Source organism: Vibrio sp. 2CM40D, assembly GCF_023161825.1.
In the GTDB taxonomy this organism is placed as follows: Bacteria; Pseudomonadota; Gammaproteobacteria; order Enterobacterales; family Vibrionaceae; genus Vibrio; species Vibrio alginolyticus.
This window is the reverse complement of record NZ_JALNTL010000002.1, coordinates 594,743-610,403: the sequence shown is the minus strand read 5'-3', so window position 1 is coordinate 610,403 and position 15,661 is coordinate 594,743. Positions and strand designations below refer to the sequence as shown.

11 protein-coding genes are annotated in these 15,661 nt (G+C 44.5%); 6 read left to right on the top strand and 5 right to left on the bottom strand.

Annotated features, from left to right (window positions below):
- Nucleotides 1–32: 32 nt before the first annotated feature.
- Nucleotides 33–2,003, bottom strand: a complete 1,971-nt coding sequence (locus MTF70_RS06040) for a replication initiator protein RctB domain-containing protein (protein ID WP_248393864.1) — start codon at nt 2,001–2,003, stop codon at nt 33–35.
- A gap of 1,238 nt (nt 2,004–3,241) precedes the next feature.
- Here MTF70_RS06040 and MTF70_RS06035 point away from each other — a divergent pair.
- From MTF70_RS06035 to MTF70_RS06020, 4 genes are all read left to right on the top strand, one after another.
- Nucleotides 3,242–4,459: an AAA family ATPase gene (locus MTF70_RS06035; RefSeq protein ID WP_005374503.1), complete on the top strand. Its 1,218-nt coding sequence runs from the start codon at nt 3,242–3,244 to the stop codon at nt 4,457–4,459.
- Nucleotides 4,460–4,466: 7 nt separating this feature from the next.
- Nucleotides 4,467–5,441, top strand: a complete 975-nt coding sequence (locus MTF70_RS06030) for a ParB/RepB/Spo0J family partition protein (RefSeq protein ID WP_005374504.1) — start codon at nt 4,467–4,469, stop codon at nt 5,439–5,441.
- Between the two features lie 105 nt (nt 5,442–5,546).
- Entirely contained in the window at nt 5,547–7,574 is a 2,028-nt protein-coding gene (locus tag MTF70_RS06025) for a GNAT family N-acetyltransferase (protein ID WP_205461216.1), read from the top strand.
- A 251-nt stretch (nt 7,575–7,825) separates the two neighbouring features.
- Nucleotides 7,826–9,505, top strand: a complete 1,680-nt coding sequence (locus MTF70_RS06020) for a FapA family protein (RefSeq protein ID WP_025768712.1) — start codon at nt 7,826–7,828, stop codon at nt 9,503–9,505.
- 56 nt (nt 9,506–9,561) lie between these two features.
- Here the strand turns inward: MTF70_RS06020 and catC are convergent, their stop codons facing one another.
- The gene (gene catC / locus MTF70_RS06015) at nt 9,562–10,221 is read right to left on the bottom strand and encodes a type C chloramphenicol O-acetyltransferase (RefSeq protein ID WP_205461217.1); all 660 of its coding nucleotides are present in this window, start codon (nt 10,219–10,221) and stop codon (nt 9,562–9,564) included.
- A gap of 88 nt (nt 10,222–10,309) precedes the next feature.
- On the opposite strand from catC, the gene MTF70_RS06010 reads away from it, so the two are divergent.
- Together MTF70_RS06010 and MTF70_RS06005 are read left to right on the top strand one after the other, a co-directional pair.
- Complete coding sequence (locus tag MTF70_RS06010; protein ID WP_015313728.1) at nt 10,310–11,221, top strand: LysR family transcriptional regulator; 912 nt, start codon at nt 10,310–10,312, stop codon at nt 11,219–11,221.
- A 37-nt stretch (nt 11,222–11,258) separates the two neighbouring features.
- On the top strand, nt 11,259–11,924 hold the full coding sequence (locus tag MTF70_RS06005; protein WP_205461218.1) for a peptidase E: 666 nt from the start codon (nt 11,259–11,261) through the stop codon (nt 11,922–11,924).
- Between the two features lie 89 nt (nt 11,925–12,013).
- Here MTF70_RS06005 and MTF70_RS06000 read toward each other — a convergent pair whose 3' ends face one another.
- From MTF70_RS06000 to murQ, 3 genes are all read right to left on the bottom strand, one after another.
- The gene (locus tag MTF70_RS06000) at nt 12,014–13,069 is read right to left on the bottom strand and encodes a porin (RefSeq protein ID WP_205461219.1); all 1,056 of its coding nucleotides are present in this window, start codon (nt 13,067–13,069) and stop codon (nt 12,014–12,016) included.
- Nucleotides 13,070–13,217: 148 nt separating this feature from the next.
- Nucleotides 13,218–14,672, bottom strand: coding sequence for a PTS N-acetylmuramic acid transporter subunit IIBC (gene murP / locus MTF70_RS05995; RefSeq protein ID WP_025500819.1), 1,455 nt, complete (start codon nt 14,670–14,672; stop codon nt 13,218–13,220).
- Nucleotides 14,673–14,700: 28 nt separating this feature from the next.
- Nucleotides 14,701–15,603, bottom strand: a complete 903-nt coding sequence (gene murQ / locus MTF70_RS05990; RefSeq protein WP_054865898.1) for an N-acetylmuramic acid 6-phosphate etherase — start codon at nt 15,601–15,603, stop codon at nt 14,701–14,703.
- Between the last annotated feature and the right edge of the window lie 58 nt (nt 15,604–15,661).

Genomic DNA, 15,661 nt, shown 5'->3' with positions numbered 1-15,661 from the left:
ACCTATAGCTTGATACACATCAAGCGACACTTTTAAATCGCCATTTCATCCAAGGCACGAAATACCATTTCATCCATGTGACCATCGAAGATTTGACGACAAACTTTCCGACGCACCGCTAACCCCGCAATCAAGCGCTCGATGGTAAGATGCTTAACATCGTTCTGGGTGTTAAACAGCTCGACGGTTTTACTTAATGTCTCATAAGGAATCGGCTCATCCCCTACCCTTAGCCAGTCGAGCTTCTCTATGTAATCTGAGCACTCTTCTTTGATTGAGGCATACGAGTGCCCTGTCATCGCAGACAAAGCCGTTATACTGCGTTCTAGAGCCTCTGGTGAGGTGTATTTAGATAGAGTAATGGTGATCTCATCAGCATTGATCTCTACCAAATGCTTTCTTTGCTTCACGCGTCTCCCTAAATTTCCTCTTGGAGACGGTGCTTTGCGTTGAATAGGCTCAAATTCGCCGTCTATGATGCCTGAGAGCTCCTCAAGCTGTTGTCGGGTTACCATCTCATTACGAAGTGGATTTGGCAGCGTAGGCGCCATGTTACGCTTTCCTGCGTTGGTCGTTCGCGCTCGCGAGTAACGTAAGACCTCTTCGACATCACATTTGATGTCGATCTGGTAGTCCATCACTTTGTCATTTTCGATCATGGTTTCGATCGTCAGGTGATAACCCCACAAATTAACGACGAATAGATCATCATTCCCTTTTTTTTCAGACAAACGCTTTAGTTCTCGGATCAGATCCATGGAGAAACGTCGCCATTCAATGTTACGTGCAAGTTTCTGGTTTAACTCACTCAATAGCATGCAATCCGTGTGACGACGAACCATGCGACTACGGAAGAAAGAGTACAGTTGAAACACCAAAGTATGTTGTTTCAAGATCTCTGGCGGAAACAAGAAGAAATAATCGCGCGTTAACAGCTCTTCATAAAACGAAGGTTCCCAAACTAAAATATATAAGTTTGGCTTGATACGAATTTCACCATCGCTTCCCTCAACTGGTGCCTCTTCAGAGGCTGTGATGGTTCGAGCAAGAAAACGAAAACGATCACTTTTGAAGCCCTCTGGCATGTTTTCACTTAGCCAACGTCCAGTAAGTTCATGGAGCTGAAAATCAGTGAATTCAATGCGATCAATGCTATCGCGAATGGAATCACGAGCTGGGCCACTGTCTTTTTTGCCTCTGAGCGACAAAATATCAGTGATGTATAGCGGCGTTTTGTTTGGTACGTGAGCCGCATCAAGCTGATACTGATCTTTGTGATGATCATGATATTGAACCGTTAACGTGAAGAGAGCGAACAGGGTCATGAGATCATCCACAGTCATGATATTTTTGGATGATCGCGTCTCAATAACGGCTTTTGTGCCAGAGATCGACACCATGGATTTCTGATAACTTTTTCGAGTTCTTGGTGGCGCAAGTGCTTGGTCAATTATCCCAGCCCAATTTGTTGGAGATACAACAAATTGATCGGCTTCATCTTTCATCGTGGGAGGTGTGTTTAACCCGTGCTCATTCAACAAACGTTTGTTTACTTGAGTCTGAGCCAATGCTTTCGAACGTTTTTGTTTCTCGTTCTGGCGAACTTTGTCGGTAACAAGACTTGTTGCTCCCAACACAGATATAAGCTGATTGGGATTCACAAATTTATGTAGCATCGTTTTACCAGCAAGTCCCTCTTCAAAACGCACTGGAGTTTGAGTAAATAAACCAATATTTACTGCCGCGCGCAAACGTTGTTGCAGGGCTGCGCGTGTGAGTTGCCCATCTGTTGCTTCCACAATCTCTGTGGTTGAAACCAAACCATCCTTGCTGCTGAAGCCTCGTAATGAGATCAGATTAAGCAACTCTAAGATGCTTTTGGTCACCCCTTTGAAATGTTGGTACTGCTCTACCCAATTCGCAGAGGATTCATGTACCTCAAAAAGATGGCCATCTTTGTGGCTTCTCGGTGCTTTAATCAGAATTTTTTCATCAGCCGTCATTTTAGATCCAGATCACACTAGCCGTAGTTGTGCTATGGTTCCGAAGAATAAAGAAAAACAGATCATAAATAAAGAAAAAAGATTGTTTTTTAAATAACTGATCTTTTTGATTAATCTGATCTTAATTGATTATATGATCTAATGATCTGGCTTGAAATTTCTTGCTAAGCTTTTGTTCTATAAGACTATTATTTCCATGTGCTTCGGAACTATGATCATAAGAAGTCTGAAAGTATGATCAACAATAACCTGAAAGCATGATCATATTTATTCGTAAGCATGATCATTAAGGTTATGAAAAGATGATCAAAAGAGTCTTGAAACGATGATCATGATGTTTTTACAGGTTATCCACAGATGCAGTATTTAATAATGATCTTCACGATGATTATATTGTGCATTGGTGATGTTATTTATACTCGGATCGATGATCAAGAGCCAATATATCTATCGTTCTGGCGCCCATATTGATGAGATATCACTCATCTGATTAAAATATATTCAAGTCGCTCATATTTAGAAGTAAATCCTAGTCTCTGCTTATTTACAGGAAGCATGATCATGAGAGCGTGATTTATCATAGCAACTTGAGCAATTTCATTGTTCCGGCTTCTATAACGTCAATTTCTGCTCAATCCCCCATTCTGTCTGCACTCAACCGTAAATCAGAGAAGAAAACTCATGCTTCCGAGAGATTCTAAGGCTTGATCATATTTCCGATTAATGGATCTTATTTTATTTGCGTGTTTACACCGTACTCTGCTCAATTTTGCCATGATCATGCTTTCGGATTTGTTTATTAACACGGAAGCATGATCATAAGTATACCTTGATCATACTTCCATAGATGTTTCGCTGGAACTGCCCTATTTTGTTCGGAGACATGATCAAGGTGTTCAGGTCTTTATTGTTCCGATATTACTTACTATTTTTCGTTTAAATTAGGTTGGTCTAACATAATCCGTAATTTAGCTTAAGATTATAATCGTTCCGGTAGAAAATTGATTTACATTGTAAATGAGTGACGCTGTAACACTTTTTATTTTTAAGTTTAGGTGTCCACTTATGAGAAGATTATTTGATTAAAAATAGTTATCTTTTTGACCATAAATCATAAAAGCGTCGATTTGGGTGTTTTTTTATGTGATGGTAATTCAAAATGTTCGTGCACCTTTTTGTTGTTTTTGGTCTTTACTGCTGTACAATTGCAATTATAAATCCTTCCAACGGAATTTGGCATGAAAAGAGAAAAAACGATTGAAAACCTTCTTGAGTTAGCGGAGCTGACTCAGCAGGTTCAAGCTGACCGTATTGAAATTGTTTTAGAAGAGCGAAGCGATAACTACTTCCCACCAATGTCGAAAGCGATGATGGAAACCCGTTCTGGTCTAACTCGCCGTAAGCTCGACGACGCGATTGGTAAAATGGAAGCCGCTGGGCATCAATTTACTAAAAACAACGCGAATCATTATTCAATTACGTTAGAAGAAGCACACATGCTCATGGATGCGGCTGAAGTGCCTAAATTTCATGAGCGTAAAAAGAATTCAGGTAACAAACCTTGGATTATTAATGTGCAGAACCAAAAGGGCGGTACAGGTAAATCAATGACCGCGGTTCATTTAGCGGCATGTTTAGCGCTAAATTTGGATAAACGATACCGTATTTGTTTAATCGACTTAGACCCACAAGGCTCGCTACGTTTATTCCTCAACCCGCAAATCAGCATGGCAGAGCATGATAATATCTATTCTGCGGTAGACATTATGTTGGGTAACGTGCCTGATGGTGTGGAAATTGACAGTGAATTCTTACGTAAAAACGTATTGCTGCCAACGCAATATCCGAACTTAAAGTCGATTTCAGCGTTTCCAGAAGACGCGATGTTTAATGCGGAAGCATGGCAAACGCTATCTGAAGACCCATCACTCGATATCGTCCGTCTGCTGAAAGAGCAACTGATTGATAAAATTGCTGATGACTTCGATATCATTATGATTGATACCGGTCCACACGTTGACCCATTAGTATGGAATGCTATGTATGCATCAAATGCCTTGCTAATTCCTTGTGCGGCTAAGCGTCTGGACTGGGCTTCAACAGTAAACTTCTTCCAGCATTTGCCTACGGTATATGAAATGTTCCCGGAGGACTGGAATGGTCTTGAGTTTGTTCGCTTGATGCCAACCATGTTTGAGGACGACAATAAGAAGCAAGTTTCTGTTTTAACTGAAATGAACTATCTTCTAGGTGACCAAGTTATGATGGCTACTATTCCTCGTAGCCGTGCGTTTGAAACCTGTGCCGATACCTACAGCACAGTATTTGATCTGACAGTAAGCGATTTTGAAGGCGGTAAGAAGACACTAGCCACCGCGCAAGACGCTGTTCATAAAAGCGCACTGGAATTAGAGCGTGTGCTGCACTCTAATTGGCCGTCATTGAATCAGGGGTAATAAGTAAATGGCTTTGAAAACGTCTGAATTAAACGCGAAATTATTTGGCAAAACGAATAAGCGTCGTGTTGTGACTCCGCAAGAGGCGCAAACTGCGGCAAAAGAGAAAGCTCAAACGATTGAACTAGCAGTTGCAGGTGAAAATATTGTTCAGTTTGAACTTGTGCGTATTCCTGCAAATAAAGTTGCGACAGAAACAACAGTATTTGTTGATAACGCTCGTGAGCAATCGTTCTTAAACGAACATGCTTTATCTGATGTTTTAGTCACACTCAAAGAGCGTGGCCAACAATATCCAGCTGTGGGTCGTAGAACTGAAGATGGCAAGATCGAAGTTTTAGATGGTAGCCGTCGTCGCATGTCTTGTATCCTCGCTGAACAAGATTTTTTGGTTTATGTTGCTGACAACATCAATACTGACCATGCTAAGTTTTTGTCTGATGTGGCAAATGCTCACAAACCGCTCTCTTTATACGAAAAAGGTAAAGAGATGCAGGCTAAGCTTGATAGTGGTGAAGCTGAGGATCAGAAAGCATTGGCAAAAATGTTCCAGTGCAGTGAAGCGTTGGTAAGTGGCGCTTTAAAAGCCGCAGCATTACCGTTAGAACTGCTTCAAGCGTATCCGAATGTTGGCGATCTCGGTCGCCCAACAATCGTGAAACTGCACAAACAGTTTTCAACGCTAACGCCAGAGCAGCAGCAAGAGCTGTTAGATAAATGTCGCTCTAGCGAAGGGTTTTTATGGCAGCGAAGCACAGCTCAAGGCGTTGCTCGTCTGACAAAAGAAGTCACGGAAAGCATCGAAAATTGGATTACTGAACTTGCACCAGCAAAACCTGGTAAGAAGACGGAAAAAGTCGACTTAGTTAAAGGTCGAGCAAGCTATAGCCGAAAAGGTAGCAGCCTGGCGTTGAACTTGAAGAAAGTTGACGACAGCTTAATGGAAGAGATTCTTGCGTTTGTACAAACCAAACTGCAATAACAAATGATGATTGAATCAACCGCCTCCGGGCGGTTTTTTTATATCTCAGAAGCGTCAAATTAAAGATGTGATACCATTGCGTCAGTTCAACGTTGGATAGACAAAATGCAGACACAATCTGATTTCCTTTCATCACTTCAACATCAAGCTCACCAATCTTTCCAAAGGATTGGTGTTGTCATTCAAGGCGAGGCTTCTTGGCAAAATGCGTTGATGTCAGAGTTCCATAAAACGCAGCGCCATCAACGTTGGTTTTCTGTTGGTGATTTTGGTTTGAAAAACGTATCCAGTGTTTCGTCTAAACAAGGGCACATGTTGCTAGGCAGAGAGTGTGACGTTCTATTGTTTGATGCTCGAAATGACTTTGACGCAAATAGTTTTACCGCCGCGCTTGGCTCATTGGTTGGCGGCGGTTTTCTTATTGTCATTACTGAGCCGCGACAAAATGCGAATTTTGCTCAGCAATGGATGCACAAACAATGGGAGAAGCTCGTTGTTATTGAGCAAGACAAACCATTGCCAACGGCTCCAGACATCAAGCAAGCAGAAAAAGAAAGCCACTACACGGAACAAGAACATGCCATTTCTCTAATTGAAAAGGTGGTAACTGGACATCGAAAGCGACCGTTAGTTTTGACCGCTGATCGTGGGCGCGGAAAAACAAGTGCCCTCGGCATTGCGTGTGCGAGCTTATTACAGCAGAAGCCACTTAGAATCTTAATTACGGCACCATCTATAAAAGCCGTTGAGCCTGTTTACCTGCATGCTTTGCGGCTACTTCCTAATGCGCAGCGTATTAGGAAGGACAGATTAGAATCAGGGCAGGGATCCATTCAATTCATTGCTCCAGATGAACTATTATTGAGTCGACCTGAATGTGATTTGTTAATTGTCGATGAAGCGGCTGCAATTCCAGTTCCTATGCTCAAAAGCATTACCGAACATTATCATCGACTCGTTTTTTCTACGACTATTCACGGTTATGAAGGTTGTGGCCGGGGCTTTACGATTAAATTTGTTGATTGGCTTCAGAAACAGCGTTCGGGAATGAAAACATGGCACATGACACAGCCCATCCGCTGGAGCATGAATGATGCGCTTGAATCATGGCTCTATGACGCGTTTTTGTTGGATGCGGAGTTAACGCACCATCAACTTAAACAGGTCGACTCAATTTCCCTTTCTAAAGCCGATAAGAACAATTTGATATCGCAGCCTAGTTTGCTGCGTGAGTGCTTCGCTCTTTTGGTGAATGCTCATTATCAGACCTCGCCGAATGATTTGATTCACCTATTGCAAGACGACAACAGTCAGCTCTATTTTGCTAAGCAAGATAATGCGGTTGTGGGGGTGATATTAGCGGTCGAAGAGGGGGGCCTTGACGATGAATTGATTGAAGAAATCCAGCTTGGTAAGCGTCGTCCTAAAGGACACTTAGCCCCAATTACGATTGCAAACCACCTAGGATTCCCGAATGTCGCGAATCTATCGACGCTGCGAGTCATGAGAATTGCGGTTCATCCAGCATTGCAAGGCAAAGGCATTGGTCAAAAAATTCTGCAGCAACTTGAGCAAATGGCTGCTAAACACATTGCCTACTTATCCACGAGTTTTGGTGCGACGGAAGAGTTGCTCTATTTCTGGCGACAATCGAACTTCCGTACAATTCGCTTAGGGTCAATGCGCGATGCTGCTAGCGGTTGTTATTCAGTCTTGATGGTCAAACCTTGTGATTCCCAACAGACGGCTTGGGTCGATGAATCTCAGGCGCTATTTGAAGAAATGTTGTCTAACAATGTGGCTGACGTCTATCCAAAATTAGAAGCCTCTATTTTTCGAGCTCTATTACCGCAACCTTTGGGAATGAGTCCACTTCATCCCGCTAAGTTATTACTAATTGAATGTTATGCTGATGGTGGTAACAGTTATGAGTCTGTGTCTGTGTGGCTTCAACAGTGGTTACTTAATTTAGGTTTGAACTCTGCTTCCGACTTGATGATTAGTAAGCTTTTTCTTAACCGTAGTTGGACTGAATGTGCTCAGCAATTTGGTTTACCTGGAAGAAGGCAAGTTGAGCAGCAGTTAAGGGACGAAGTAAGACACATTTGGAGCGATTTACACTGTAAACAATAAAGGGAAATTTACACTGTAAATGAAGTTATTGGGAGCTGATTTTACACTGTAAATCCAGCTCCTTTTTGTTTCAGCGTGTATTTTGATTGAGCTTTAGGTTAAATCGAGTTTTCTCTTAATATGCTGTTTAACCGTTATTGATGGATTACTTTCTTTAGTGACGTGAGCCCTATAATAAGAAATGCGAGGTTTGTTCAGAAAACGGATTTGGTTAGACTGAAAGTGTTGATGGGAAGCAAAGTGGTAAGGGTATGTGGAAGCTGTGTCTTGAGTTATCTGAAGATAAGACCAAGGTGATAGCCCGTCTTCCGGGAGAAGTGGACCTCGGTGGTGAGCTAAATCAAAATGAATTAAACGAGCAGCTCGTCGCAATGAACGCTGAAAGGATGTTTGTTGTTGAGGGGGAAGTCGTGAGATTCATTAACTGCGCCAAAGAACGTAAAGCCGAAGCTTACGAAGGCATCGTCATTGCGGAAAAACGCAACGCGCAAGTTGAGGTCGAATTATCGAATAATGACATGCTCGCCAGTATGAACGTTGTCGGTGCGTACGGAGGCCGAGGTTTACGTGGCCCCGAGATTGTTCAAGCCCTTGCTCAAGCGCGAGTTTCGAAAGGCATCAACAAACTGGCTTTGAAGAAAGTGTTGGTTGTCAGCACTCAGCTCAAACCTGGCGAAACTTTTTCTCAACCTGTAGCGGTTGGTAAGCAACCTAGCAAAGGCAAAGACGCTCTTTTTACTCCTCTTGTTAAAGACATCACCAAACGCATCCTCAAACCCAAAGACGGCCAATCTGCTAGCGACAAAATTGATTTACGTAACCTCGGTGAAACTATCGCGGTTGACGTAGGCGATGAGGTGATGCGCCGCACGCCTGCGACCAAAGGTACGCCAGGTTTTACTGTTCAAGGGCGAGTTATTCCTCCACAAGCTGGAAAAGACAGCCCAATGAAGCCAGGCAAGGGCACCGAGATAAGCAAGCACGACCCAAACCTATTGATTGCATCGGTATCCGGTACGCCTCTAATTAAAGACAAAACCATTGAAGTTGATAACGCACTCTGTCTCAATAGCGTTGGCGTGAATACAGGTCACGTGAAATTCAAAGGGAATGTGATTATCGGTGGCAACATTGAATCCGGCATGATTGTTAAAGCGACGGGTTCTATTACTGTAGGCGGCTTCATTGAATCGGCTGACGTACAAGCGCAAGACGACATTCAAGTTGGTAAAGGGATCATTGGCCACACCGTGAGTGATGGCCAGCCAAAGAGTTGTCACGTCAAAGCCAAAGGTTCGATTCGCGCAAGCTACGCCCAATATTGTGATTTGCAAGCCGGAGAAGATATTGAATTGGCGGTGCACAGCATGAATAACGATATTGTTTGTGGGCGCAATCTGACGGTGCTGGATGCGAACGGTAGGAACGGCACGCTCAGCGGCGGAGATGCAAAAGTCGGTGACAAAGTGGTGTGCTTACAATTGGGCGTAGAAGGCGACACCGCCACTAAGGTAGAAGCGTTCGCGCACTATTCTGCATTTAAGGAGCGATTAGCTGAGCTCAAAGATCAATACAAACGCGCTCAAGAAGGAACGATGGATGTGATTCGTAAAGAGCTCGAATTTAAGAAACGTCCTAAAGCCGCACGTACCGACGAAGAACAAGCTCAGATTGATGTGATGAAAACACAAAACAACGAGCAGCTTGAAGCGATAAAGCAAAAGCTAGAACAAACGGAACATGACTTTGAAGTCGCGTTAGAAGAAAATATTGTCGAAGCCAAAGAGCGTGTCTTCACTCGCGTGACGGTGCAGTTTGGCGACGAACAAGTAACGACAAAGCGTACTCATGGCGGTTGTTCGTTCCGTTTCAATCAATACGAAATTAAAGTCTCGGCGAACTTGGAAGAAGAGGACGTCGCTGCGGTTTAAGCTTTCTTACTCACTGAGCCCACACGTCGCAACAAGATGTGTGGGCTTTTGTTTATCTACAAATCGACAATGTGCTCTTGATAGTAGTCCGCAAGCGCACCGACTTGGCTGCTACACATTACTTTCATTGCTTGTTTAATGTGTTCTATTGGCCAGTTCCACCATTGGATATTGAGTAGAGTTTCAATCTCTTTATCGCTGAATCGTTGACGTACGACTTGGTTGTTTCCAACCACTACCGAATAAGGTTGCACGTCTTTCGTCACTACGGTGCGTGTTCCGATGACGGCTCCATCGCCGATGTTTACTCCGGGCATGATCATCGCCTCGCTGCCAATCCAAACATCGTTCCCCACCACTGTATCTCCGGCACGCTCGAAACCGTCTTGTACGCCTTCTCCAAATTCTTCAGGAGAGAAGGGGAAGGTCGAAATCCAGTCAATGCGATGACCTTGGTTTCCTGCCATCATGAAGGTGGCTCCAGAAGCGATGGAACAAAACTTGCCAATGATTAATTTGTCGATGCTATCGGGTTCTCTACTTTGCCATTCTTGAAGTGTGACGGGGTCACCCAACAAGTAGCGTACCGCTTGCTCTTCGAAGCTTTTTTGATGATAGAAGCCCGAGTAATAGCTGTAATCGCCAACGATGATATTGGGATTAGTGATGTGATCTTTAATGACTTGACCTTTTAACCACGTGTCGAAAACACTCATAACTCATCCTTTCAAATTTAGGTTGTACAGAGTTTAGAGGCTTTCTATTATTTCCAGTAGTTTGATTTTAGAGATTCAGAATTACTGTATGGAAATAAAATGGCTCAGCTACGTACCACTTTACGTCGCTTTGTGTGAGGAACGAAGTATTGCTGGTGCAGCAAAGCGACTGAATTGTTCGAATGCGCATGTAAGTCGGCAACTTAAACAGCTTGAAGACATATTGTCGGTGCAGCTTATTCAGCGAACTACGCGCCAGTTTAATTTGACCTACGATGGTTTGCGGTTTTATCAGCAGGTAAAGCAACTGCTCGAAGGCGCTGAGCAGATCAATGAGCAAGTCATGGCAAACGAGATCGTATCGGGAAAATTGAGAATAGCGGCGTCCGCTTCTTTCGGAGCTGCGTTACTCAGCCAAACATTGATCGAGTTTCGATTGCAACATCCACAAGTGAGTGTTGAAGTGATCTTCACAGAGACACCTCTCGACTTGATTGAGGCTGGGTTTGATATCGCATTCTACTTTACCGATACTCCCCCAGAGGGATACGTCGGCCATCAGCTACGCACTTTACACTGTAAACCGATCGCTCATCGCTCGTATTTAGCTGATAAACCAAATGTAAGTACGCCAGAGGAGCTTGGTGACTTAGAGCACATCCTTTATAAAAGTCGTGACTTGGTGTTAGACAAGTGGACGTTTACGCATAAGCAAACTCAACAGCAGTGCAGCATTGAGTTAGAAAGTACGCTGAGTTTTAATCTTGTCCAGTCCATGTTGGATGCTACTTTGACTGGCTGTGGTGTAGCCATGTTAGATGAATTTGCACTGGCTAAACTCGACCCTGCACAAAAAGAACAACTCGTGAGTTTGCTGCCAGAATGGCAAACGGATGCGATTTTGCCGCTTTATCTGCTTTACCCAAAACGTGAGCACTTACCAAGAAGAACGCGAGCGTTCATTGATCACTTTAGGAACATATATTCTGTCGGCGAATAGCGACAACAAACTTAGCAACAATTGAGGAAGCAAAGGAATGCGAAAACACTGTATTGCGATTGGCGGTGGGGGCTGGATGATGGGAGAGAATCCGAGCCCGCTCGATCAATACATTTTGTCTTTGTCTGGTAAGGAGAATCCAAACATTTGTTTTCTACCTACAGCCACGGGAGATGCCGATGAAGTGATTGAACGTTTTTACGATGCGAAGCTTAGTGAAAACGTGACCCATTTTCCGCTGTTTAAGTTTGAAGCTGGTTGGAAAGAAACGCTATTTGAACAAGACATCATTTACGTCGGTGGCGGTAATACGCGTTCGATGTTGGCCATTTGGCGCGAATGGGGAATCGATAGAATACTCAAGCAGTGTTATGAACAAGGCATCATCATTTTTGGCATGAGCGCTGGTGCAATTTGTTGGTTTGAGTTTGCGGTGACAGACAGTGATCCCGAAGCATACCAAGTTATGCGTTGTCTTGGATTTATTGACGGTTTGGCTGCGGCGCATTTTTCTCATGTAGGTGAGAAGTTCGAGGTTTTCCAAGCCTTTGCTCGTTCTCAACCGAGCATCACTTGTTATGGCATTCACGATTATGCGGCATTGCACTTTGTCGATGGAAAATTGTTAGCTACAGTCACCAGCTTTCCTGATGCAGGCGTGTTGATCAAAACAGGTAACGAAGAAAACATATTGCGAGGGTGAGCTTCTTCAAATCAGCATTAAAGGCAATAACTACTGACCGGACATAGAAGAAGCTCATGGATTCAGCTAACTTACATTAGGTATCGTGCTTACAGCTCGTAACGTAGACCTAAGTGGTAGTAGCTTTCGTCTGCGTGCGCACCGCCAAACGAGACTTCTTGTCCATTGCTGTAGCCACGCGAGCCGTTACGATCAACGTAGTTTGTGTAGATAGAAGAACGAGGCGTCAGTTTGTATTGCACTTCTAGCGTTGTATCTTTCAGCTCTAGCTCGTCACCATCACTGTTTTCTAAAGAACGATAACCAGCACGCAGTACCCATTTGTCATTTACACTGTAAACCGCCGTTAGTTCCATCACTTTGTCGGTACTGGTTTGTGAGTAATAGCCCTCTAGTTCATCTTCCGAGTACAACGCACCCAACATCAAATCACCTAGGTAGTAACGCGTACCTGCGCCCCAGAATGTGTAATCGGTGTCGTTGCTTTCACGTGCATCACCTTTATTCTTCTGCATCGCTATCACTGGTGCCAAGGTACCCAAATTCCCCATGTCTAGCGTATAACGCAGTGCAGCGTTGTAACCGTAGTCGAGCTCAGAAGTGTTGTTTCCTAAAATGTACGCGACAGAAAAATCGACATTACCTAGGCTGTTTTGATATTGCAGCGTGCCATCTTGACGGAAAACTTGCGTCGCGGTTTTGTCGACTTTATTCGCTTGGCGCGCCATAGAAACATCGGAAGAGGCGAACACATCACCAATGTCGGTAAACATAATCAATCCAGATGCCACGCGACCACCAGTAATACGACCATAATCTTTCGCATCAATCCCCGCCCATACATAACGTGCGGTCAGAGACGGTTTGTCGTTTACTTGGTTTGCGTATTCAGCTGCACCCACTTGGTATTGCGCTTGGCCGATGATCGACGCGTACTCGTTGATGATTTGTGAACCGTTTAAACCAATACGGCCATCAAACTCGCCATTTGCATCGCCGTGCTCGTCATTTTTACTGGTGACATTGAAACCAAGACGAGAGTAAATATTTAAAACTGACCCATCTTCCGCTTGATACAGCTGCGCTGCCATTGCGTTTGATGCCATCAATGTAGGGAGAAGTAGAGTCAAAATGTGCTTTTTCATGATTAACGACCTTTCATTTCTATTGTTTTAGGTACGACAAAGCCCCTTCCGAGTAACGGAATAAGAAAAACTGTCGTGGAGTAGAGAGAGGGTGCGCCCTTGTTTGCCAAGGGCGCGAGCTAGTCCATTCCTATAGGGGAAGAATGATTTAGCTTAAATCGACGTCTTTGCAGCCAAAGAAGTAAGTCGCGAGGAAGCCGACGATGTAAGAGATAAGCAGGCCAGCAACAAACACCATCATGCCCGGGAAGATGCCATTTTCAGATGTCATGAGAGGAATCGCCACGATACCGGACGGGCCAAACACCGTATTAAGACCAACTGGTAAGCCAAGGTAAGAAACTAAACCGATAAAGAAGCCGCCCGCAGCACCACCAATACAAGCGGTAACAAATGGTTTTACGCGTGGTAATGTCACGCCGTAAATCAATGGTTCGCCAATGCCTAGAAGGCCCGGAATAATAGCGCCTTTAACTTGAGTGCGCAGTAGAGCGTCTTTTTTTGCTTTGAAATATAGCGCCATTGACGCGCCAACCTGACCGCCACCAGCCATCGCCAGGATAGGAAACAGCGAGTTAAAACCCTGTGCTTCCATCAATGCGAAATACACAGGAACAAAACCCTGGTGGATGCCAAATACCACAGAAATTAAGAACAAACCTGCCAAGATTGCAGCGCCTAATGGGTTATCGTTCAAGTTGAGGAACAACCAAGACATCCCTTTAAACAGCTCGCCGCCGATTGGCATGATGATCAAGAAGGTTACCGCACCCATGATCAACAGAGTGATAACGGACGTTAAGATCATGTCCAGATCATCTGGCATGTATTGACGAACCTTACGCTCGACTTGCGCACCGATGATCGCCGCCAAAAGTACGCCGATAATGTTGCCGCGCGGATCAATCGCAAAGCCGAAAAACTCGTTCATGCCAGAGTAAATACCGGATGTCGCCTCTGGGTTGTAACCCAGCACAAACAAAGAGGCGAGAATGGCACCATTAACACCAGAGCCGCCAAACGCTTGCTGCGCGTTGTAACCAATCAGAATACTTAGGAAAGCAAACAGACCCTTACCAAAGACTTTCATGTAGGCGATCAAATCCAACATAAACTGGCTTGGTGTCTGGTCGAGAACAAACATTTGTTCCAATAACGTCGCAAAACCTAGCAACAAACCAGCGGCAATAAAACCAGGGATCAACGGCGTAAAGATAGTGGCAAACTTGCTTAAAAAACGCTGAACCGCACTGGTTTGTTTGCTCTTCATCTGCTTTTTCTGCTCGGCTGCGACGGCAGAAAGATCTTGTTGCGGCATATCTGCTTCTTCACTGTCACCAGAGGTTAAGCTGTCGATCAATTGATTCATCATCTCAGCCGCTTGTTGAGCTTTTCCGGGACCGAGAATGATCTGAAACTGCTCATCGCTTTCCACCACACCCATTACGCCGGGAATTTGCTTGATAACTGATTGATCAGCCAAGCCATTGTTGGCGAGCGATAAACGCAAACGCGTCATACAGTTACCACATTTGCTTACGTTGCTACTGCCACCCACTGCGGACAGCAACTGCGATACTGTGTTTGAAGTTATTTTTGCCATAGGGTCTATCCTTCAGAACTCGGATTATTTAGTTATTATTTAGTGCTGCGCGAATAAAGCCGTTGTGCGCGGCGAGGCGTGATTTGGCTTGTTCGGCATCCAAATCGGCCAAAATCATTAAGATGGCAGTTTTGCAGTGGCGATCGCAGGCATTTAATGCTCGCTCTGCTTCTTCTTTTGATGCGCCAGTTGCTTCTACAACAATGTTAGTTTGGCGTTGGATGAGCTTGGCGTTGGTGGCCTCTACATCCACCATTAAGTTACCAAATACCTTACCGCTACGAATCATTGCACCTGTCGTGAGCATGTTTAGCACCAGTTTTTGTGCGGTGCCGGATTTCATGCGAGAAGATCCAGTGACAACCTCTGCGCCAACTATCGGCAGAATCGCGATGTCGGCCGCTTCTGCCATGGTACATTCTGGATTACAAGCGATAGATGCGGTCGTGGCTCCGATGGATTTAGCGTACTCCAAACCACCTAGCACATAAGGTGTACGGCCACTTGCAGCGATGCCTACAACCACGTCATTCTTGGAGAGGTGAAGTGCTTTTAAGTCGTCTTGGCCCATTTTCGCGTTGTCTTCTGCGTTTTCTACCGCTTTCAAAATCGCCTGATGTCCACCAGCAATTAAGCCAATCACCATATCTGGGTGCGTGCCGTAGGTAGGAGGACACTCGCTCGCATCAAGAATGCCTAAGCGACCTGACGTACCAGCTCCCATGTAAATTAAACGGCCACCATTTGCAAAAGCTTGGGTAATTGCGTCAACTGTCTCTGCAATTTGTGGTAGCACCGCTTTTACCGCGAGCGGGACTTTTTGATCCTCTTCATTAATGACTTGCAGCATCTCGATGGTCGAAAGCGTATCGATCTCGGCACTGGCAGGGTTACGGCTTTCTGTCACCAATCTGCTTAAATCAATTTTCATGTTTTGCACTCTTCGTAATGTTCAATCTGAGGGCGATTTTATGGAATAAAATATTCAG

Bases quoted from the DNA above. Each gene is read 5' to 3' on its own strand.
- MTF70_RS06040 (WP_248393864.1), bottom strand. From the start codon at position 2,003: ATGACGGCTGATGAAAAAATTCTGATTAAAGCACCGAGAAGCCACAAA.
- MTF70_RS06005 (WP_205461218.1), top strand. From the start codon at position 11,259: ATGCGAAAACACTGTATTGCGATTGGCGGTGGGGGCTGGATGATGGGA.
- MTF70_RS06025 (WP_205461216.1), top strand. From the start codon at position 5,547: ATGCAGACACAATCTGATTTCCTTTCATCACTTCAACATCAAGCTCAC.
- murP (WP_025500819.1), bottom strand. From the start codon at position 14,672: ATGGCAAAAATAACTTCAAACACAGTATCGCAGTTGCTGTCCGCAGTG.
- MTF70_RS06000 (WP_205461219.1), bottom strand. From the start codon at position 13,069: ATGAAAAAGCACATTTTGACTCTACTTCTCCCTACATTGATGGCATCA.
- MTF70_RS06030 (WP_005374504.1), top strand. From the start codon at position 4,467: ATGGCTTTGAAAACGTCTGAATTAAACGCGAAATTATTTGGCAAAACG.
- MTF70_RS06020 (WP_025768712.1), top strand. From the start codon at position 7,826: ATGTGGAAGCTGTGTCTTGAGTTATCTGAAGATAAGACCAAGGTGATA.
- MTF70_RS06035 (WP_005374503.1), top strand. From the start codon at position 3,242: ATGAAAAGAGAAAAAACGATTGAAAACCTTCTTGAGTTAGCGGAGCTG.
- murQ (WP_054865898.1), bottom strand. From the start codon at position 15,603: ATGAAAATTGATTTAAGCAGATTGGTGACAGAAAGCCGTAACCCTGCC.
- catC (WP_205461217.1), bottom strand. From the start codon at position 10,221: ATGAGTGTTTTCGACACGTGGTTAAAAGGTCAAGTCATTAAAGATCAC.
- MTF70_RS06010 (WP_015313728.1), top strand. From the start codon at position 10,310: ATGGAAATAAAATGGCTCAGCTACGTACCACTTTACGTCGCTTTGTGT.